Annotated in this window: 14 protein-coding genes; 4 read left to right on the top strand and 10 right to left on the bottom strand. The window is 39.8% G+C overall.

All coding sequences use genetic code 11. From position 1 onward, the window contains the following. Positions 1 to 379: 379 nt before the first annotated feature. Genes zapE through sdhC form a run of 10 tightly spaced genes read right to left on the bottom strand, consistent with a single transcriptional unit; the run spans position 380 to position 11,843 of the window. Complete coding sequence (gene zapE / locus A6733_RS04430; RefSeq protein WP_092401946.1) at positions 380 to 1,405, bottom strand: cell division protein ZapE; 1,026 nt, start codon at positions 1,403 to 1,405, stop codon at positions 380 to 382. 19 nt (positions 1,406 to 1,424) lie between these two features. After that, entirely contained in the window at positions 1,425 to 2,849 is a 1,425-nt protein-coding gene (gene lpdA / locus A6733_RS04435; RefSeq protein ID WP_092401949.1) for a dihydrolipoyl dehydrogenase, read from the bottom strand. Between the two features lie 18 nt (positions 2,850 to 2,867). After that, positions 2,868 to 4,163 carry a 2-oxoglutarate dehydrogenase complex dihydrolipoyllysine-residue succinyltransferase gene (odhB, locus tag A6733_RS04440; RefSeq protein ID WP_092401952.1) on the bottom strand — a complete coding sequence of 432 codons (1,296 nt, stop codon included), beginning with the start codon at positions 4,161 to 4,163 and terminating at the stop codon, positions 2,868 to 2,870. Positions 4,164 to 4,197: 34 nt separating this feature from the next. Next, positions 4,198 to 6,939, bottom strand: coding sequence for a 2-oxoglutarate dehydrogenase E1 component (locus tag A6733_RS04445; protein WP_092401990.1), 2,742 nt, complete (start codon positions 6,937 to 6,939; stop codon positions 4,198 to 4,200). A 48-nt stretch (positions 6,940 to 6,987) separates the two neighbouring features. Further along, positions 6,988 to 8,289, bottom strand: coding sequence for a citrate synthase (gene gltA, locus A6733_RS04450; protein ID WP_092401955.1), 1,302 nt, complete (start codon positions 8,287 to 8,289; stop codon positions 6,988 to 6,990). Between the two features lie 35 nt (positions 8,290 to 8,324). Further along, positions 8,325 to 8,558 carry an FAD assembly factor SdhE gene (locus A6733_RS04455; RefSeq protein ID WP_092401958.1) on the bottom strand — a complete coding sequence of 78 codons (234 nt, stop codon included), beginning with the start codon at positions 8,556 to 8,558 and terminating at the stop codon, positions 8,325 to 8,327. Then, the gene (locus tag A6733_RS04460; RefSeq protein ID WP_092401961.1) at positions 8,555 to 9,274 is read right to left on the bottom strand and encodes a succinate dehydrogenase iron-sulfur subunit; all 720 of its coding nucleotides are present in this window, start codon (positions 9,272 to 9,274) and stop codon (positions 8,555 to 8,557) included. The genes A6733_RS04455 and A6733_RS04460 overlap by 4 nt, the downstream gene beginning before the upstream one ends. A gap of 54 nt (positions 9,275 to 9,328) precedes the next feature. Continuing rightward, a complete protein-coding gene (sdhA, locus tag A6733_RS04465) occupies positions 9,329 to 11,095 on the bottom strand; it encodes a succinate dehydrogenase flavoprotein subunit (protein ID WP_092401964.1) in 1,767 nt (588 codons plus the stop codon). Continuing rightward, complete coding sequence (gene sdhD, locus A6733_RS04470; protein WP_092401967.1) at positions 11,095 to 11,445, bottom strand: succinate dehydrogenase, hydrophobic membrane anchor protein; 351 nt, start codon at positions 11,443 to 11,445, stop codon at positions 11,095 to 11,097. Before sdhD ends, sdhA begins: the two co-directional genes overlap by 1 nt. Beyond that, the gene (gene sdhC / locus A6733_RS04475; RefSeq protein ID WP_092401970.1) at positions 11,442 to 11,843 is read right to left on the bottom strand and encodes a succinate dehydrogenase, cytochrome b556 subunit; all 402 of its coding nucleotides are present in this window, start codon (positions 11,841 to 11,843) and stop codon (positions 11,442 to 11,444) included. Before sdhC ends, sdhD begins: the two co-directional genes overlap by 4 nt. Before the next feature lie 343 nt (positions 11,844 to 12,186). Between sdhC and A6733_RS04485 the strand changes: the two genes are divergently transcribed. The 4 genes from A6733_RS04485 to A6733_RS04500 all read left to right on the top strand — a co-directional run bounded on the left by A6733_RS04485 (position 12,187) and on the right by A6733_RS04500 (position 19,904). Next, positions 12,187 to 13,191: a malate dehydrogenase gene (locus A6733_RS04485; protein ID WP_092401976.1), complete on the top strand. Its 1,005-nt coding sequence runs from the start codon at positions 12,187 to 12,189 to the stop codon at positions 13,189 to 13,191. Beyond that, entirely contained in the window at positions 13,188 to 14,177 is a 990-nt protein-coding gene (locus A6733_RS04490; RefSeq protein ID WP_092401978.1) for an HpcH/HpaI aldolase/citrate lyase family protein, read from the top strand. Before A6733_RS04485 ends, A6733_RS04490 begins: the two co-directional genes overlap by 4 nt. A 29-nt stretch (positions 14,178 to 14,206) precedes the next feature. After that, positions 14,207 to 16,906 carry an aconitate hydratase AcnA gene (acnA, locus tag A6733_RS04495; protein ID WP_092401993.1) on the top strand — a complete coding sequence of 900 codons (2,700 nt, stop codon included), beginning with the start codon at positions 14,207 to 14,209 and terminating at the stop codon, positions 16,904 to 16,906. A gap of 1,357 nt (positions 16,907 to 18,263) precedes the next feature. After that, positions 18,264 to 19,904 (top strand): hypothetical protein, encoded by a 1,641-nt coding sequence (locus tag A6733_RS04500; protein ID WP_092411311.1) that lies wholly within the window; start codon positions 18,264 to 18,266, stop codon positions 19,902 to 19,904. Positions 19,905 to 19,908: the final 4 nt, after the last annotated feature.

Consider the following 19,908-nt stretch of genomic DNA (forward strand, 5'->3'; position numbering starts at 1 on the left):
GCTTATTCTTAGTTCAACCTTTTGTGCATGCATATACGCATGGAGAACAATCTAGCAGTATGTAAAATATACAATTTCGTATGCGCACCATATCATGGGTGTATAGAATCAATAGACAAGATCTCTAAAAAATGGCTCTGCCACTATCGATGGTAATCACTATGAAAGAATAATACAAAAACAAACAAGAGGATAGTACAACACATTATGCAAAAACTTTCTTGTTAATAACATTAAAAAACTTGCTTTAGCACAAATATATGTACAGCATAGCACGACCCAAGAGGCTACGTAGTCTGCAATTGTAGCGAGCAAATAACATATAACTGCCATTATCTTATTCGTATGTCTAGTCCCAGATATATATCTGGCAAAATATCTAGAACAAGTTATCCCTCATCTCAAAGAGACGACTAACAGTTCTTGCAAATTGATCAGAAAATTTACCTTGATAATCCCATTTCTCTAATGGAAAACTAGAAGAAATAAAAAGCCTCCTGTGGCGGTCATACAATACGTCTATTAAAAAAGTAAATCTACGAAGGTGGGTTAACGAAAATTCGTTAAACTCAGGAATATGGGATATTATAAAAGTAGAAAACATTTCTGATAATAGTAAATAATCCCTGAAACTTCTGCTTGTATTACAAATACTACCATAGGTAAACCAAATACTGCTGTCAGCTATGCGGTAGTATGAAATATGTCTTCCATTTATCTCAATTTTACCTTCATTTTTATCAATAAAAAATTCCTCAAAATACGCTTCAGATTTCGCAGTATGAGGTGAAAAAAATCTGCTATTAGCGGATGTTTTATGTTCACGACGAAAATCTACATCCTCTTCCATACTTACAGAAATATAGTGCTCATGCATCCAATCAATAGTGCCCATAAAACTATCTCTACGAAGACCGTCAATGTATAGCTGAGAAATTGCAAAATTGCTGGTTGTCATAATAAAGATATCTCTTTCATCAAACTTCATTAAAAGTCGTCCGAGTATCATGGCATCAGCAATATCAGAAACATAAAACTCATCTAAGAATAGATACCGATAGTCTAAGGATTTAATCATTGCAGATATAGGATCATTGTCTTGGCTATTACGCCCCAGATAATCCTGTACGCTTCTCATAAACTCATGAAAATGCAACCTTCTTTTATCAGGTAATAAAAAATGCTCATACACCAAGTCCATCAAAAAAGTTTTTCCGCGTCCAGACGGACCATAGACATACAAAGACCGTGGCTTGTCGACAGTAAGTCTGCCCCAAAAAGTTTGTCTCTCAATTATTGAATTAATGACCGACTCAATGGCCTGGAGAGCACTCAGCTGAGAGTTAGTTTCTTTGTAATTATTTCTAACGCAGGCATCAACATACTCTCTTTTTAAATCAACCATAGCTCACAAAATTGCTGAGCTAAGAGTGTATGGCAGCACCAGAAGTAGCAAGAGCCGCCTCCAGAGTCACCTCAGAAAGACTGGGATGAGCATGCATGATGGATGCAATATCCTGAGCTGAAGACTTAAACGTCATAGCCACTACGCACTCATTAATCAACTCGGAAGCCATAGGACCAACCATATGTACCCCCAACAAACGATCAGTGTCTCCGCAGCTAAGCATTTTAACAAATCCTAAATTACGGCCCATAGAACGAGCACGGGCATTAGAAACATAGCTAGCCTGCCCCACATTATACGGTCGACCCAAATCTATAAGTTGCGATTCGGTTTTCCCAACCCAAGCAATTTCAGGATCAGTATATATAACCCACGGAATAATATCCCTATCATAGTATGGACAAAGTCCCGCCATGCTCTCAACAACAAACAGAGCATCCTTGCTTGCTCTATGAGCCAACATAGGTCCAGAAATAACATCACCTATGGCGTAAACTCCAGGAACAGAAGTAGAAAAATTATCATCCACGACTATACGCCCACGATCATCAATGGATATACCAACTCGGTCCAGGCCCAGTTCATTGGTATTAGGAACTCTTCCAACTGCCACTATCAAACGATCAAATGTTAAAGACCTAAGCTCATTACTAGATGATTGTACAGTAAGTGTAACAACAGAATCATGGGTAACAACAGATTTAACATTAACACCCAGGTTAATTTGCATACCCTGGCGCTTGAAATTCTTCATTGCCTCTTTTGAAACAGACAAATCTGCCGCTGCTAAGAATGAGGTGGAAGCCTCTAGGAGTACAACATGCGAACCCAATCGTGACCAAACACTACCCATCTCCAAACCTATAACACCTGCACCTATTATAGCAAGACGGCCCGGAACTCGATCAAAGGAAAGAGCACCTTCATTGTCAACAACAAGACGATTATCTACTGGAGCCATTGGAAGACAAGAAGGAACGGAGCCAGTAGCAATAATCACTCTATCTGCAGCTACCACATTGTCTTGCCCAGAAACAAAAAGTAAATACGAACCATCAGCTTCCCTACTGTGAAAAGAAGCCCTCCCCAAAATTGGGGTAACTGAATTCTTTTTGAACAAATGAGCAATGCCACGGCTATTATCAGAAATAATTTTACTCTTGCGTTGCATCATCTTGTCCAAATCTAACTGAACAGAACTTACAACAACACCATGATCAGAAAAATCATGGCACACCTGCGAATAAAACTCAGAAGATTGCAACAAAGCCTTGGAGGGAATACAACCCACATTCAGGCAAGTTCCCCCATAACACGGGTTGCCAAATTGGTCTGACCAAGAATCAATACAGGCTGTCCTAAACCCACACTGTGCAGCACGAATGGAGGCAACATACCCGCCAGGACCAGCACCTATAACTACAACATCAAATTTCTCCATTACAAGCCCATCAGTATACTAAATACACAACAACAAGCGAGAAGGATCCTCTAGAGCATCCTTAATAGCAACCAGTCCTAGAACGGCCTCTCTACCGTCAATCAGCCTATGATCATAAGAAAGTGCCAAATGAACCATGGGACGAATAACAATCTCCCCATTCTCTACAACAGGACGATCTTTTATAGCATGAACGCCCAATATAGCAGACTGCGGAGGATTAATGATAGGAGTAGACATGACAGATCCATAGGAACCGCCATTGCTAATGGAAAACGTACCGCCAAGCAGATCGTCCAAAGCCAAACGCCCAGACTTAGCACGTTTGGCGTAATCTGAAATAGCAAGCTCAATTTCATGCATGAGCAAACTATCAGCATCACGAATAACCGGTACTACCAAACCCCTCTCTGTACCTACAGCCACACCTATATTAAACGAACCATGGTATATGATGTCGGAACCATCAATAGATGCATTGAGAACAGGAAACTTTTTCAAAGCAGCAACAACCGCCTTAACAAAAAATGACATGAATCCTAAGCGCACTCCGTGGCTCTTTTCGAAGATATCAACATATCTTTTGCGAAGATCAATGACGGCCTTCATATTAACCTCATTGAAAGTCGTAAGAGTGGCAGTAGAGGACTGAGATTCCAATAACCTCTCTGCCACACGAACTCGCAACCTAGACATTGGCTCACGACGATCGGAAATAGCATTATCACTAACAGAAGATACTACTTCCTTCTCATCCCTGGTAGCTTCAGGTTTGGAGCTAGACTCAGACTCTACAGATACAGAAGTACTAGATTCCTCAGCATGTGATGAAGTAGAAGCAGTAGAGGTATCGGGTAGGTCAGACGACTTTAGCACATCTTCTTTCAAAATGCGCCCGCCAAGTCCAGATCCAGAAACATCACCTAAATCAACCCCCATATTAGAAGCCAACGAAACGGCGGCTGGCATAGCAACATTACTATGGGAAGCGACAGACGATCCTCCATGCTGTTGGACAACAGCATCCTCATGAGAACCTACGGCAGATGCACGAGAAGGAAGATCGGAATCTGAGGACATCTCAGTAATATCAGCAATATCCTGGCCACTAACAACGATGGCGCCATCATCCTCGATTATAGCAGATAAAACACCATCAATAGGCGACGGAATCTCCATAACTATCTTGTCCGTCTCAATCTCAACTAAGACTTCACCCCTCTTTACATGATCTCCAGGCTGCTTTTGCCAGGAAAGAAGCGTTGCTTCAGAAACTGACTCCGACAACTGAGGCACCTTTACTTTGACAGACATAAAAAAACCTCTTTAAGAAATAACAGTCAAGTCACTACTCGTCACTGGGCTCTGAGGATACATGAGACTCAAAAGCATCCTTGATAAGAGCATCTTGCTGCAAACGATGGGTGGAAGGAGATCCAACAGCGGGAGAGGCCTCACGTTGACGACCAGCATATCTCAAATTCTGTAATGAGGTCAGATACCCACCCAGTTTGTGGCAAATAAAATACCAAGCACCCATGTTACGAGGCTCCTCTTGACACCAAACAATATCAAGGAGACGAGTATACCTAGCCATTTCAGCAGAGTATAAAGAATGCGGGAAGGGAAATAACTGTTCTAACCGAACAATTGCTACATCTTCCCTCTGATGTTCCTGCCTATACGCTAGTAGATCGTAATAAACCTTCCCCGTGCAAACAATAAGCCTGCGAACACGATAAGGATCAACAACGCCATCACCTATTATTGGATAAAAGGAGGCGCCCGCTATTTCCTTAAGAGAAGACATAGCATGACGCTTACGCAACAGTGACTTAGGAGTCATAACAATCAATGGACGCCTCTGGGTACGCAACATTTGGCGGCGCAGCAGATGAAAAATTTGAGATGCCGAGGTAGGAACACAAATTTCCATATTCTTATGAGCACATAACTGAAGAAAACGCTCCAACCTTGCAGAAGAATGCTCGGGTCCTTGTCCTTCTAAGCCGTGGGGCAACAAACAAACGACACCACTGTAGCGCCCCCACTTGACCTCTGAACTAGATAAAAATTGATCAAAGGCTACTTGAGCGTTATTACAAAAATCACCATACTGAGCTTCCCAAATTACAAGTGACTTGGGATTAGTCATAGCATATCCATACTCAAACGCCACTACAGCCTCTTCAGAGAGAACAGAATCATAAACTTCGAACGAAACACCCTCTCTCTTTGCCAAATTAGCTAAAGGACAAAAAAGTTGCCCATTTTTTTGATCATGAATAATGGCATGCCTATGAGCAAACGTACCCCTACCACAATCTTGACCGGACAAGCGCACAGAAAAACCATCACTTAACAAAGATGCATAAGACAAATTCTCCGCAGCCCCCCAATCGAGTAAATCCTCGCCTTTATACATATTATGACGATCAGAAAAAACTTTGCTGACGGCACGATGAAGAGTAAAATTGCTGGGAAGGTTAAGTAAGTAACTACCAAGATTTGTTAATGTTTCTATTGGCAGAGAGGTTCGTGCATGTCCGGTGTATTTGTCAGTCAATATCTCAGACCACCCAGTACAAGGACGGTCAAAAAGTAAAGATTCAGATGTAATAGGAACAGGAGTAACACCCTTATCCATGGACTCTATGTACTCTGATATATACCCATCAACCTCGCTTTGTGTGCACACATCAGACTCGACTAAACAATTTGCATAGAGACTCTTAGTACCTGGATGCTCAGAGATCTTCTGGTACATAATCGGTTGGGTAATATAAGGCTCATCTTGCTCGTTGTGACCAAAACGCCTAAAACAAACCAAATCAACGACCACATCCTTGCAAAAGGTCTGACGATAAAGCAAAGCTAATCTAAGAACCCAAGCTACAGCCTCAGGATCATCCGTATTAACATGAAAAATTGGGCATTCAACAGATTTTGCAACACCAGTACAGAACATGCTAGAACGAGCATCCGTAACGTTAGACATAGTAAAACCAATCTGATTATTAATCACCAGATGGACAGTCCCACCCACCGAATAGCCGTTCGTCAAGGACATATTCAGGGTCTCCATTACCACCCCCTGCCCAGCAAATGCAGCGTCACCATGAACTAAAAACGGCAAAACTAAATTTCTTTGCGACATAGGATAGCTGTCTCTACGTGATCTAGCCATACCCATTACAACAGCATCCACAATCTCAAGGTGTGAAGGATTATATGCCAAAGAACAACGCACAACATGGTTAGAAGTAGAAACATTAGATGAAAAACCCATATGGTACTTAACATCACCGGATATGAGCTTCTTATCAAAATGGCCCTCAAACTCTTCAAACATTATAGCTGGAGACTTGCCCATTATGTTAACAAGAAAGTTCAATCGTCCACGATGGGCCATACCAATAATAATCTCGCGTATACCAAGATCTCCAGCATATTGAACCAAAGCATCAGAGGCCACAATGAATGATTCACTGCCATCAAGACCGAAACGTTTGACACCAACAAACCGTTTCGCTAGGTAATCCTCAAAATGTTCAGCCGCAGTAAGCAAGCGCAAAATTCGCTTCTTAGAGTCAACTGACACACTTTCACTTAAACGGGATTCAAATCTTTCCTGCAGCCACACACGTTCATCAAAAGATGAAATGTGAGCCAATTCAACTGCAACTGAGCCACAATAAGCTTCACGCATAGGCACATAGGACTCATAAGATAAGCGAGACTCTATGTCAGCAATAATCGGATTGGGTAAACTAGAAACAAGACCCAGAGGATCAAGCTTGGCGGAAAAATAACCCCAGGAGCGATAAGCATCCCAAATAAGTTCAGAGGAAAGTGACCCAGAAGAATCAGCAACTACACCAGTAGAAGACTCATCTGATAAACCAGAACCGAGAGAGCCGCCACAACCCTCAAAAACTGGAAGTAAATCCCCAGTTTTTTCGTAATGTTCAAAACATGATCGCCAATCTGGAGTAACAGAATCATGATCACTCTTATAAAGCGAATACAGATCCTCAAAGAACCCAGCACTAACCGAGCTCAAATAAGCGGTCTCCTCCAACTGTTTCATAGTACCCACAGAAAAACCCCTTAGACCACGCTAACACAAGCAAAAACACTAACAACCGCACTTCCTTTTATCAATAGGAAGCACATCCCTTTTGTCGTGACCCTTGTACAATTGACGTGGACGAGCAATCCTGTATTCAGGATCAGTAATCATCTCGATCCAGTGAGAAACCCAACCCACAGTACGCGCCAAGGAAAAAACACAAGTAAAGATATCCACTGGTATGCCCAAAGCTTGCTGGACAATGCCAGAATAAAAATCAACGTTAGGATACAATTTTCTACTCACAAAGTAATCGTCCTCAAGTGCAACTTGTTCTAACTTCAAGGCCAGCTTAAAAAGAGGATCGTTGTGTAAATCCAATTCATCTAAAACCTCATGACAAGTCTGACGCATTAGACGAGCTCTTGGATCGTAATTTTTGTACACACGATGCCCGAAACCCATCAGTCTGAAAGAACTTGATTTATCTTTAGCCTTCTTAATGTACTCACCAATACGACTGACATCACCAATTTCTCGAAGCATCTGTAGACATGCTTCATTAGCACCTCCGTGAGCAGGCCCCCAAAGGCAAGCAACACCGGCAGCAATAACAGCAAAGGGATTAGCACCAGATGAACCTGCCAAACGAACAGTAGAAGTTGATGCATTTTGCTCGTGATCAGCATGAAGAATAAAAATCCTGTCTAAAGCCCTAGACAAAACAGGGTTAACTACATACTCCTCACAAGGAACCGCAAACATCATTCGCATAAAATTAGAGGTATAGTCCAAATCATTTTGAGGATATACAAATGGCTGACCTATTGAATATTTATATGCTGAAGCGATAATGGTAGGCATTTTAGCAATCAAACGAATAGCCGAAATATTGCGGCTCACCGGATCGTCAATATCAAGAGAATCATGATAAAAAGCCGACAAGGCACTAACCACACCCGCCACAATCGCCATAGGATGAGCATCACGCCTAAAGCCATGATAAAACCTACTAAGTTGCTCATGTATCATTGTATGTACCGACAGAAGCCGGCAAAATTCCTTGTGTTCATCAGCATCTGGCAAATCACCGTATAAAAGCAGATAGGCAACCTCCATAAAGGAACAATTCTCTGCCAACTGCTCAATAGGATATCCCCTGTACCACAACTCACCATTTTCTCCGTCAACATAGGTAATGGCAGAGTGACAACTAGCAGTAGACAAAAAACCAGGATCATATGTGAAAACACCTGTTTGTGCATAAAAACTTCGCACATCCACTACTTTTGGTCCAACAGTACCCTCTAAAACATCAGCAGTGTAAGAAGGACCTCCATTACCTAGTTCTATTTTTGCTTTATCCATATACCCCACCCCAACGAACATTGACAAACGGCCCTTCAACACACCATTCCTACAAGATGATCAATCTCAGCATCATTAGTGGACAAACGACCCATTAGTACGTTCAGCATATCTGGGTCTGAGTAATCCAAAAAACGAGCCAAGGCAGCAATTTGTATATCGGTCAGAGAAGAAGCATGATTATCCAGAAAACGATTCAAAATTATATCAAGCTCCAACATACCGCGGCGACAACGCCACCTAAGACGCCTAAATTCTTCATCCCTCATATCGAACGAGACAACAACAAAGTCTTAATCTTTCCTATAGCCCTAGTAGGATTAAGTTCTTTGGGACAAACATCAACGCAGTTCATAATACTATGACATCTAAAAAGACGATAGGGATCATCCAAGCTATCAAGTCTCTCATTAGTAGCAGTATCACGAGAATCAGCAATAAACCTATACGCCTGCAATAAACCAGCCGGACCAACGAACTTGTCAGGATTCCACCAAAAAGATGGACAAGAAGTAGAGCAACATGCACATAATATACACTCGTACAAGCCATTCAATTCTTGGCGATCGTCGGGAGATTGCAAACGTTCCTTGTTTATAGCCACAGATTCAGTATTAACCAAATATGGCTTTATGGAGTAGTACTGATTATAAAATGAGGTCATATCTACAATAAGGTCCCTTATTACTGGCAAACCAGGTAAAGGACGCAAAACAACCTTCTTAGGTAATGATTTCATATTTGTAAGGCATGCAAGACCATTCTTACCATTAATATTCATGGAGTCGGACCCACAAACACCCTCTCTACATGACCGACGAAAGGACAGAGAATCATCCAAAGACTTAATATGAGTAATAACATCCAATAACATCCGCAAACCATGCTTGGACAGATTTACCTCATAACTCTCCATACGCGGCTTATCATCCTTTTCAGGGTCATAGCGATAAATCTCTACCGTACGAACATCATCAGCACTCATAAAAAATGCCCCCTGGCAACTAATAAATGTACTAACCAAACAAAAATATACTAACTAAAAAACCCTAGGTTTAGGCATAAAGCTATCAACGCTTAATGGACGAGAGCGAACAGGCTTGTATGTAAGACGTCCTGTATTAGAAAAATACAGAGAGTGCTTCATCCAATTGCCATCATCACGGTCGGGATAATCCTGACGAGCATGCGCTCCCCGACTTTCGCAACGCGCCTCTGCAGAAACCATAGTTGCTTTTGCCACCTCAATCATATTCTGCAACTCCAGCGCCTCAACCAATGCTGTATTAAAAACGGTTGACTTATCATTAATAAAGATATTATTAACTTTATCAGCAAGTTCCATAATCTTAATAACTCCATCTTTCAGAAGCTCTCCCTTGCGAAAGACCGCACAATGATCCTGCATAACACTCTGTATTTGGGATAAAACATCATGCACACCCTCTCCAGAGGAGCGGCTCCTCAAAGTCTCAACACGATCCACCGCTTCCTCCCCGGCACTAGGAGAAAGGTCTGGGAAAATATCAGGAAGGGAAGACACAAACTTGGCAACATGACGAGCAGTAGATCTTCCAAAAATAACCAGATCTAACAATGAGTTAGTTCCTAAACGATTAGCCCCATGAACAGATACACAAGAACATTCACCAACAGCATACAATCCATGCACTGGGACATCGCGACCATCACTATCACAAGAAACCACACGACCATGAATATCTACTGGTATTCCACCCATCTGATAATGGATGGTGGGAACCACTGGAACAGGATCCTTTATGGGATCAACATTAGCAAAGCGAATAGCAATCTCACGTATAGAAGGAAGGCGCTTCATAATTGTTTCTTCACCCAAATGACTAAGTTTAAGAAAAACATAGTCCTTATTGGGACCACAACCCCTGCCTTCTTTGATCTCCTGATCCATCGAGCGAGAAACAAAATCACGTGGGGCCAAGTCCTTAAGGGTGGGGGCATATCTTTCCATAAAGCGCTCGCCATCAGCATTCAATAATATGCCACCCTCACCACGTACACCTTCAGTAATAAGCACACCTGCGCCAGAAACACCAGTTGGATGAAATTGCCAAAATTCCATATCCTCAAGAGGGATACCTGAACGAGCGCACATGCCCATGCCATCCCCAGTATTTATATAAGCATTGGTAGTAGAGCGAAAAATCCTACCCGAGCCGCCGGTAGCCAAAATGATCGACTTAGCATTCAAAATCATGTACCTACCAGTCTCCATCTCCATGGCTAAAACACCCACACAAGCACCTTGCGTATCCATAATCAGGTCTATTGCCATCCACTCTATGTAGAAGTAGGTATTTAAGGCTAAATTACGCTGATATAGAGTATGAAGCATGGCGTGTCCAGTACGATCTGCCGCACAGCAAGAGCGCTGCACCGGCTTTTCTCCGAAATTAGCAGTATGCCCACCAAAAGCTCTCTGATAAATAGTACCGTCCTGATTGCGATCAAAAGGCATCCCCATGTGCTCTAGTTCATAAACAACCTCAGCAGCCTCCCTACACATAAATTCAATAGCATCCTGATCACCAAGATAATCAGAACCTTTTACTGTGTCGTACATGTGCCAAAGCCAATGATCCTCTCCCATGTTTGAAAGAGAGGCGCCTATTCCACCTTGGGCTGCTACAGTATGTGAACGAGTGGGGAAAACTTTAGAAACAACTGCTACATTGACGCCAGATTTAGACAGCTCTAATGCGGCACGCAAACCAGATCCACCCGCACCTACAACCAGAACGTCATAACTTCTTTTGGGCAGAGCCATCAGTTAACTCCTTGTAAAATCTCAAACGCCCAGAACATATAACAAATCAAGAGGAAAACAATAACTATGTAAAACGCCAAACGAAGACAAAGGGGTTTAATATAGTCCATTGCAATATCACGCATTCCTACCCACGAGTGAAAACACAGGGAAGCAAAAATAAAAAGAGTAAAAATTTGAAACCAGCGTGGAGAAAACACCTCAACCCAACTTCTATAGTCCCAAACAGGCATACATAAGACACGACACAAAACAACAACAGTGTATAAAACCATCAAAAATGCCGTAACACGTTGCAGAAGCCAATATCTTATGGCGTTACGAGAACCAGGCATGACACTATTTTTCATGAAAACACCCAAAACGAAAACAGCAGAGTTAGTATTATCGCCAGAATAAAAACTAATGCACTGGTTAAGCGAGCATCACTCTTTTCTACACACCAATGAAAATCCAGCGCCAAAAACCTAATACCAGCAAAAATATGGTGAACAAAAGACCAGAATAAAACAATAATGACTACTCTAACAAAAGTTTTATTCGAAAAGTTAGTTACTGATTCAAAAGAAATTGGACTAGAAATAGTCATTTCCAAAAATTTCAATATAGCTGGAATAAGGATAAACAAAAAAGCACCACTTACGCGGTGCAATATGGAAACTAGACCAGGAATTGGTAACCTGTAATTTACGATATCAAAAATATTAATATTGCGGAACTTTTTTCTACTACGTAAGGAAGAATGCATTCCCCTATCCCTTTAAGTAAAGTAGCAAGGTAAATCGTTACAACTACAAAGCAACACCAGCTACATTATAGGACGACCAACAAACACATACAATAATCCAATCATTTTTATAACCAGTATGTTTCATACATAGCCACAAAGCACTAAAAGTGATTCTCATTCTCTTTTAAAAAGTTTTCCAGCAATTAGTAATCTTTTATTAAAAAGAGAAGAATAACTATCATTAATACCTTTTAGATTAAAATTTCTTATCTTTTTAGTTACGATCGTGGCGAAATTAGCTAGAATATCGCTGCCCTTAGGTAGTCGTAATATCATCAACTTCTTTTTTGGAGATTCTACCATGACCTCAAAGAGTGCCCGCATTACTGTGACTGGTGCTGCCGGACAAATAGCATATAGTCTGCTTTTTCGCATAGCGCGTGGTGAACTCTTAGGCCCTAGGCAATCACTTATTTTGCAATTACTAGAGATTACTCCAGCCATGGGCGCACTTAAGGGTGTAGTAATGGAACTGCTTGATTGCGCCTTTCCATTGCTAGAGGACGTAATAATTTCTGATGACCCAGAAATAGCATTCCGTGATGCAGAGTATATTTTTTTGGTGGGGTCATCACCTCGAAAAAAGGGACAAGAACGTAGTGATTTACTTGAAAAGAATATATCTATCTTTAAAACTCAAGGTAGAGCAATTAACAACTCAGCATCCAGAAATGTACGCGTGCTAGTTGTAGGTAATCCGGCAAATACTAATACACTTGTAGCTGCAAGTAATGCCCCGGATTTGGAAAAAACACAATTCAGTGGCATGGTTAGATTAGACCAAAATCGTGCCATGTCTATGGTGGCAACTCACTTAGGATCATCTGTGTGTGAGTTGAACATACAAAAATTAGTTATATGGGGCAACCATTCACCTACCATGTTTCCTGATATTAGGTTAGCTACCATCAACGATGAAAAAGCAACAGATAAGGTCGAAGCGTCGTGGTACAAAAATGAGTTTATACTAAATGTTGCGCAAAGAGGTAGTGCTGTTATAGCTGCACGTGGAGCTTCTTCTGCTGCATCTGCTGCATCTGCTGCAATTGATCACATGCATGATTGGGCATTAGGATGCAAGGAACAAGAGTGGGTTAGCATGTCGGTGTTTACGGACAAAACTTATGCCCCACTAATTCCTGAAGGACTTTACTGTGGGATGCCCTGTATTTGCCGAGGAAGCAATAGCTACAAGATAGTTGAAGGAATGAGTTTTGACGGTTTTTCTGAGAGTAAAATAAAAGATACTGTAAAGGAGCTACAGGAGGAAAGAAGCTTTGCTCACAAAATATTGGGTACATTATGACAAGCCCCGATGAGGTACTTTGGGACTCTGAAAGTAGCTACGGGCGCCCCTTGATTCCCTGTTGCGACCATTATGCTGGCAATAGTAACTTCATAAAGAAGGCCATTGAACTGCAGAGCAAGCTAGGGCCTGTTATGGACATAACCTTAGACTGTGATGATGGCGCAGTTGTGAATCAAGAAAAGCAACAAATTGATCTCTTCATAAAGGTCATTAATGGCCACTCAAACCAATTTTCTAGAATTGGAGTGAGAGTGCACTCACCAGACAGCGCATTCTTTGAGTATGAGGTGGAATCATTAATTAAAAATAGCGGCCACAAAATAGCGTACCTTACCATACCTAAGGTCCAAGCTCATACTGAGTTTAAAAAAGCTCTCTCTTGGGTAAGTGAAATAAATGAAAAGTATGCGCCGGGAAGAATCATCCCTGTACATCCCATAATTGAAACGATCAAGGGAGCAAGAGATATCTTTGCCATTGCTGCAGAAGAAGCAGTTGAATGCCTGTCTTTTGGTATAATGGATTTTGTCAGTTCTTACAATACTTTGATACCAGACTGTGCAATGAAAAGTCCGGAACAATTCATTCACCCTCTTGTGGTCTCGCAAAAAGAAAAAATAGTTACAGCGTGTGCTGAGCATGGATGTGTGCCATCACACAACGTAACAATACAATTAAACAATCCCGAAATTACCTATCAGGATGCAAAAAAAGCACGCTATCTTGGATTTACACGAATGTGGAGCATACATCCATCCCAAATAGAACCGATAATAAGTGCTATGGCTCCTAGCAATGACATGATTTTGTATGCCTCAGACGTACTACTGACGGCTCAAAAAAATCATTGGGGGCCAATTAAGGATTCTAATAATGAACTCAAGGATAGAGCAAGCTATCGATACTATTGGCAGATACTAAAGACTGCTAGAACCATGAACATTGCCTTACCAGAAAGGGTCAAGCTTTTTTTTGATTCTTGAAAGCCACACAGAAAACAAAAGGAACTGCTATGTCAATTTGTTTTAGTTACTTATCAAAAACACTGTCTGTTGATGGTAGGGATTTTCAATACTATTCTCTTCCAGCTCTAGAGGAGTCTGGATCTAAGAAAATTTCTCGATTACCGATATCTATAAGAATTTTATTGGAATCTGTAATAAGAAACTGTGATAACGACAAGGTCACAAGTGATCATGTATCTCAGTTAGCAAATTGGTCACCTAATGAGGAACGAACGGAAGAAGTGCCATTTTGCGTTGCCAGAGTTGTACTTCAGGACCTATCTGGAATTCCACTGTTGGTAGATTTGGCCGGCATGCGTACGGTAGCAGAATCTCTTGGAAGTGATCCTAGTATAATTGAGCCCTTGGTACCAGTTGATATGGTTGTTGATCATTCCGTTATGATTGACCACTCTGGCAGTGATGATGCTTTAAAGCTCAATATGGAAATTGAGTTTGAGAGAAACAAGGAAAGATACCAGTTTATAAAGTGGGGCATGCAAGCTTTTAAAACGTTCGGAGTTGTACCTCCAGGAAATGGAATTATTCATCAAATCAATCTAGAACACTTCTTTCAAGGAATTAGAGAAAAAAATGGAATTGTCTTTCCTGACACACTAGTAGGAACTGATTCACACACAACCATGATTAACGCTCTAGGGGTTGTTGGATGGGGGGTAGGAGGAATCGAGGCTGAGGCTTGCATGCTTGGACAGCCCATCTACATACTAACCCCTGATGTTATTGGCGTAAATATTATCGGAAAACTAAGGGAGGGTGTAACGGCAACTGACCTAGTACTTACGGTGACTCAGATGCTGCGTAAGGAGAAGGTTGTAGGTAAATTTATTGAATTTTTTGGCGAGGGCGCAACTAATCTTTCATTAGCTGATCGTGCCACAATAGCAAATATGGCACCGGAGTACGGTGCCACAATGGGATTTTTCCCTGTAGATGAGCGCACCATAGAGTACTTAGAACAAACAGGTAGGGACAAAAATTTACAAACTCTTCTAAGAGACTATTTTACGGCACAGGAAATTTTTGGTATGCCCAAAGAGGGTGAAATAGACTATACGAGGGTTTTGGAATTTGATCTAGATAAGGTAGTGCCATCATTAGCTGGACCCAAACGCCCACAAGATAAGATTGAGCTTAGCAAAATAAAAGATAAATTTATTGACATTCTTAAAAAACCCACAGAAAACGATGGCTTCAATAAGCCTGCGGATACCATTGATAAATCTTACCCTACTAAAGAAAAAGGTGTATCCCTAAAACATGGTGATGTGATGATAGCGGCTATCACCTCTTGCACCAATACCTCCAATCCATACGTTCTCTTAGCTGCAGGGTTATTAGCCAAAAAAGCTGTAGAAAAAGGGCTGAAAACTCCTCCTTATGTAAAGACTTCTCTTGCTCCGGGATCTAGAATTGTTGCTGAGTACCTAAATCAATCTGGGTTGCAAAGATATCTAGATTTCTTAGGTTTCCAGGTTGCTGCTTTTGGTTGCACTACTTGTATTGGAAATTCTGGTGATATTAAGCCTGCTTTCAACGAGGTTATTTCTGAAAATGGCCTGGTGGTATGTGCAGTTTTGTCTGGTAACAGAAACTTTGAAGCACGTATACATAACAATATTCGTGGCAATTTCCTTGCCTCACCTCCTTTGGTTGTAGCTTTCGCATTAGCCGGAACAGTTATTATTGATATGGATAACGATCCAATATGCACCTCTCCAAGTGGGGAGAAAGTTTATCTACGTGATATTTGGCCTACTTCTGATGAAATTAGTGAAGTTATGAGTTATGCTACGAACCCCGAAACTTACAAAAAGATATATGCCTCGGTCGTAGAAGGAAATTCTTTATGGGAAAAAATTTCTGCTGCTAAGGGGATGGTATATGACTGGCCCAAGTCGACATATATTGCTAATCCACCGTTCTTTAATAATTTTTCCATGGAATTGCCACCTCAAGTTAAAATAAAGGGAGCAAAACCATTATTGATTCTAGGTAATTCTGTAACAACTGATCATATATCTCCTGCTGGCTTATTCGACTCTAATTCTCCAGCTGGAAAGTGGCTAAAATCCGAGGGGGTTTCTCATAAGGACTTTAACAGCTATGGTTCGCGGCGTGGGCATCATGATGTTATGATACGCGGTACGTTTGCTAATGTGCGTATAAAGAACCTAATTCTTCCACCTAATCCTGATGGATCAAGGATAGAGGGTGGGTACACGTTGCTCAATGGCAATAAAACTACTGTATTTGAAGCAGCTACTCACTATCAAAAAGAAGGTATTCAGACAATAGTACTGGCTGGAGAAGAGTATGGAACAGGCTCTTCTAGGGACTGGGCTGCCAAGGGAACTTTGCTACTGGGGGTACGTGCTGTAATAGCCAAAAGTTATGAACGTATACATAGATCTAACTTAGTTGGAATGGGAGTACTTCCTCTTCAGTTCATGACTGAAGAGTCTGTAGAAACATTAAAAATAACTCCAAACGACACCTTTGAAATAATGGGAACTGATAGAGAAATACGTCCTCAGGAAAAGTTACAGGTTGTCGTAACCAGGCCGGATGGTTCGACCTTTAAGTTTGATGTGCTATCCAGAATTGATACTTCTATTGAGGTGGAATATTACAAAAACGGTGGAATTCTCCCGTATGTTTTGCGTAAGCTAATTTCTTCAAATTAATACTATTTACAAGTGCCAAACTAGTCATAGACCAAAACATGTATAAATTGTAACTAATACTAAAAGAACTGGCATTAAACTTGAGCATAGGAGTATATTAATCGTCATACTATACAAGGGGGAAGATGGTACGGGTGTTATAGGATAATATTATGAATTAGTATCTAATTTACCAAGTTTATAAAAAACGTGCTGTTAGATACAGACAAGAACAAACTACTAATACAATCTTTATAAGGTAATACAGCCGGTGTAGTCATTAACCTTAAGTAATTGTTAAATAAAAAAATAGCCGCTGCAAAAGTAATATGCTTCCTTCTTGACATCAGGTGTTAACAACACCTGACACATCATTTTACGTCATATCTAGAATTCACCGTAGTATAATAATTTCACTTATAGTCGTTATTTTAATTATGTTATATATGTAAAAAAATTATGAATTATTATAATATAGGAACTAGATATTTTATTTATTACTCATACATATCTATCAGGCAATCAAGAATATATAAAAACATAAATATACTTATATAGGTTGTAGTTTTTTTAGATTATACAAAGAAAGATAGGGATAAATAATTCTTACTTAATTGCTGCATCTTTAGATCAAATCCGCAAAATTACAATTTCCAGTAACACTATAAAATTACTAAAGTCCAAAATACATCTGGTTTAAATTTATAAATATTGACACTACTAGTAGACATTTTTGCATCGCATGTTTTAAAATTTACTTCTCGCTCCATACATGTTTGTATGGAGTGCCTTACTAGCCTGCAGCGTATCGTAGGATAATTTTGAATATAGTATTTCTACCTATAACGCATCATAATTTTCTTATTAATTAGACTGTCGAGTCCGCCCTAAAAGGCAAAACAAAACACTAGCTTGCCGAACACTTTAACATATCAAAAGAATTATAAATCAGTAAAAATTAATTGGGAATTTGTATCTATCTTAGATAAATTCATCATAGTATCCACAACAATTATTTTTATTACTTAAGCATACCTGATTTATTAAGTTTTACATCTAACTAAATCTAACAAATTTTCACAACCAATATCTTAAATATATTTACCAATCAAAATGACACTACACTATCCAAAAATAAAAAGTAGTTTAGCATGTAATAAAAATACTATCGTACTATTGGATTGAAAAATATAATACTTAATGTGTAAATAATATTATATTAATTAACACATGTTGGTAGTATTGTACTGAGATTTAGTGCTGTACCGGATGGCAAAAGTACCGCTTTATTTGATGTGTCTATAATCAGTGTTAAGTAAAGGTTAGTTAGTACTTCTCTCATATAAAGTACACTACTTATGGTTTCAATTGGAAAGTTATGATGTTTACTCCTACATGTACAGTGGAATGCGAAAGAAGATCACCTCACCAAAGTTCCGAAGAAGACGAGATAATAGACGTTGTAACACTAGATTATGAAGTACCACCTTCTTTCACAACTGACATTACTTGTGCAAGCAAAACAATTAAAAATTTTCCAGTTAGTAGTACTATGACATTATCTCAAATTACTGATAAAACTAGTGAAATGAGAACATATATATTGCCTACGAGCACTAATAATTCAGAAATATCTCACAGTAGCAGGATGCTATACTCTGATGCATCAATGTCTTCGATAACTGCGCTATCAAGATCTGGATATTGTGCTCTGTACCCCTCTCCTCAATCTGCTACAAGCACTATCGCATCAATTGCAACAACACCAATTACCCATTATTGGTCAGGCTCAAATTGTTTAGAACAACCATCATCATGTGTCATTAATCCTCCCTCCTACTCTACAAATATATGGAATCATGTTGAGCTAAGTATGAATGATTTAGGGTACTATGGCAACGCTGTACTAAGCACGGCTGAAGAAGTAAATGAATTCATAAGTATTGGATGTTCATACTCAAAGGTTGAAGAAACAATAGCGTCGGATGTAGTATATAGAGCTTCAGCCCATGATATTAGGAGATGCATGAGAAACCTGGAAAATAATTATGGCAGGTATTTAGTTAGTTGCAGTAACGAACAATTGCATTACATACTGTCCTGCCTGATTGCAAAAGCCATATTCTCCCATCTTGTTGATAAGAGGTCAAAACTGCCAAATGACACTGATTTTTCCAGAGAGTTAAATTTGATTAATAATAAAGGTTTGGATATAAGTTACCTAACCACTAGCATTATGACGACCATACTGAAACACGTTGGTACTGTTGCTAATGATTTTTTTGAGAAACATATTAAGTTATCAAACTTGACTCTACGTTATACTAAAAATGGAAACGTAGGATATTTGTCATATGTAGTATCAAAAATAATAAATAACAAAGCATTAGTGCATATTCCAAAAATAGAATATGAAGTATATACAGTATTTTCACGCTGGGTAGGGCTGCTTGCTCCTGAAGTTTTGGCAGAATTTAAACTAGGACAACCAGTAGTATTCCCCAGAGCTCCAATATATTCAACGGTATTTTTGCTGTACTCTAAGCAGTTGGAAAAATGTTTGCCTGTTGCGGTAGAGCATGTCAGGCAAACTATGTTTTCCAAATTTGGGCACGTTTACTTAAAATTAGATGTTTGTAATAACCTTAGTTATATAAGAAGCAGGATTCTTGGTATCTGTAAAGATTTTGCAGCATTAAACGAAATAAATATAGCAAATGGGACGTGGAGAGAAAAATCAACTATCGAATCACTGGCAATAAGTTTTTCTAGATACATTCTTCTCGAAAGCAAAAGAGGAACTTCTGAAGTAACAAGAGCTATTAATACAATTAAGATGTGCGAAACTTTAGTATCGGAAGAAAATTTAATTATCACTATGACGTTAATACGCTCAAGAGGAAAATCAGCTGTAAATAGGAGGGCTGTTAATTACATCATCGTATTGTTTTTACGTGAATTAAGATCAACAGTAGAAAAGTATTTCAAGAATTATATTGAGTGCATTATTAATAATTGATTAT

Source organism: Candidatus Ichthyocystis sparus (assembly GCF_900078745.1).
Classification (GTDB): Bacteria; Pseudomonadota; Gammaproteobacteria; order Burkholderiales; family 2013Ark19i; genus Ichthyocystis; species Ichthyocystis sparus.

Excerpts from the sequence above, each read along its gene's own strand:
- zapE (WP_092401946.1), bottom strand. The coding sequence starts at position 1,405 with ATGGTTGATTTAAAAAGAGAGTATGTTGATGCCTGCGTTAGAAATAAT.
- lpdA (WP_092401949.1), bottom strand. The coding sequence starts at position 2,849 with ATGGAGAAATTTGATGTTGTAGTTATAGGTGCTGGTCCTGGCGGGTAT.
- odhB (WP_092401952.1), bottom strand. The coding sequence starts at position 4,163 with ATGTCTGTCAAAGTAAAGGTGCCTCAGTTGTCGGAGTCAGTTTCTGAA.
- A6733_RS04445 (WP_092401990.1), bottom strand. The coding sequence starts at position 6,939 with ATGAAACAGTTGGAGGAGACCGCTTATTTGAGCTCGGTTAGTGCTGGG.
- gltA (WP_092401955.1), bottom strand. The coding sequence starts at position 8,289 with ATGGATAAAGCAAAAATAGAACTAGGTAATGGAGGTCCTTCTTACACT.
- A6733_RS04455 (WP_092401958.1), bottom strand. The coding sequence starts at position 8,558 with ATGAGGGATGAAGAATTTAGGCGTCTTAGGTGGCGTTGTCGCCGCGGT.
- A6733_RS04460 (WP_092401961.1), bottom strand. The coding sequence starts at position 9,274 with ATGAGTGCTGATGATGTTCGTACGGTAGAGATTTATCGCTATGACCCT.
- sdhA (WP_092401964.1), bottom strand. The coding sequence starts at position 11,095 with ATGGCTCTGCCCAAAAGAAGTTATGACGTTCTGGTTGTAGGTGCGGGT.
- sdhD (WP_092401967.1), bottom strand. The coding sequence starts at position 11,445 with ATGAAAAATAGTGTCATGCCTGGTTCTCGTAACGCCATAAGATATTGG.
- sdhC (WP_092401970.1), bottom strand. The coding sequence starts at position 11,843 with ATGCATTCTTCCTTACGTAGTAGAAAAAAGTTCCGCAATATTAATATT.
- A6733_RS04485 (WP_092401976.1), top strand. The coding sequence starts at position 12,187 with ATGACCTCAAAGAGTGCCCGCATTACTGTGACTGGTGCTGCCGGACAA.
- A6733_RS04490 (WP_092401978.1), top strand. The coding sequence starts at position 13,188 with ATGACAAGCCCCGATGAGGTACTTTGGGACTCTGAAAGTAGCTACGGG.
- acnA (WP_092401993.1), top strand. The coding sequence starts at position 14,207 with ATGTCAATTTGTTTTAGTTACTTATCAAAAACACTGTCTGTTGATGGT.
- A6733_RS04500 (WP_092411311.1), top strand. The coding sequence starts at position 18,264 with ATGATGTTTACTCCTACATGTACAGTGGAATGCGAAAGAAGATCACCT.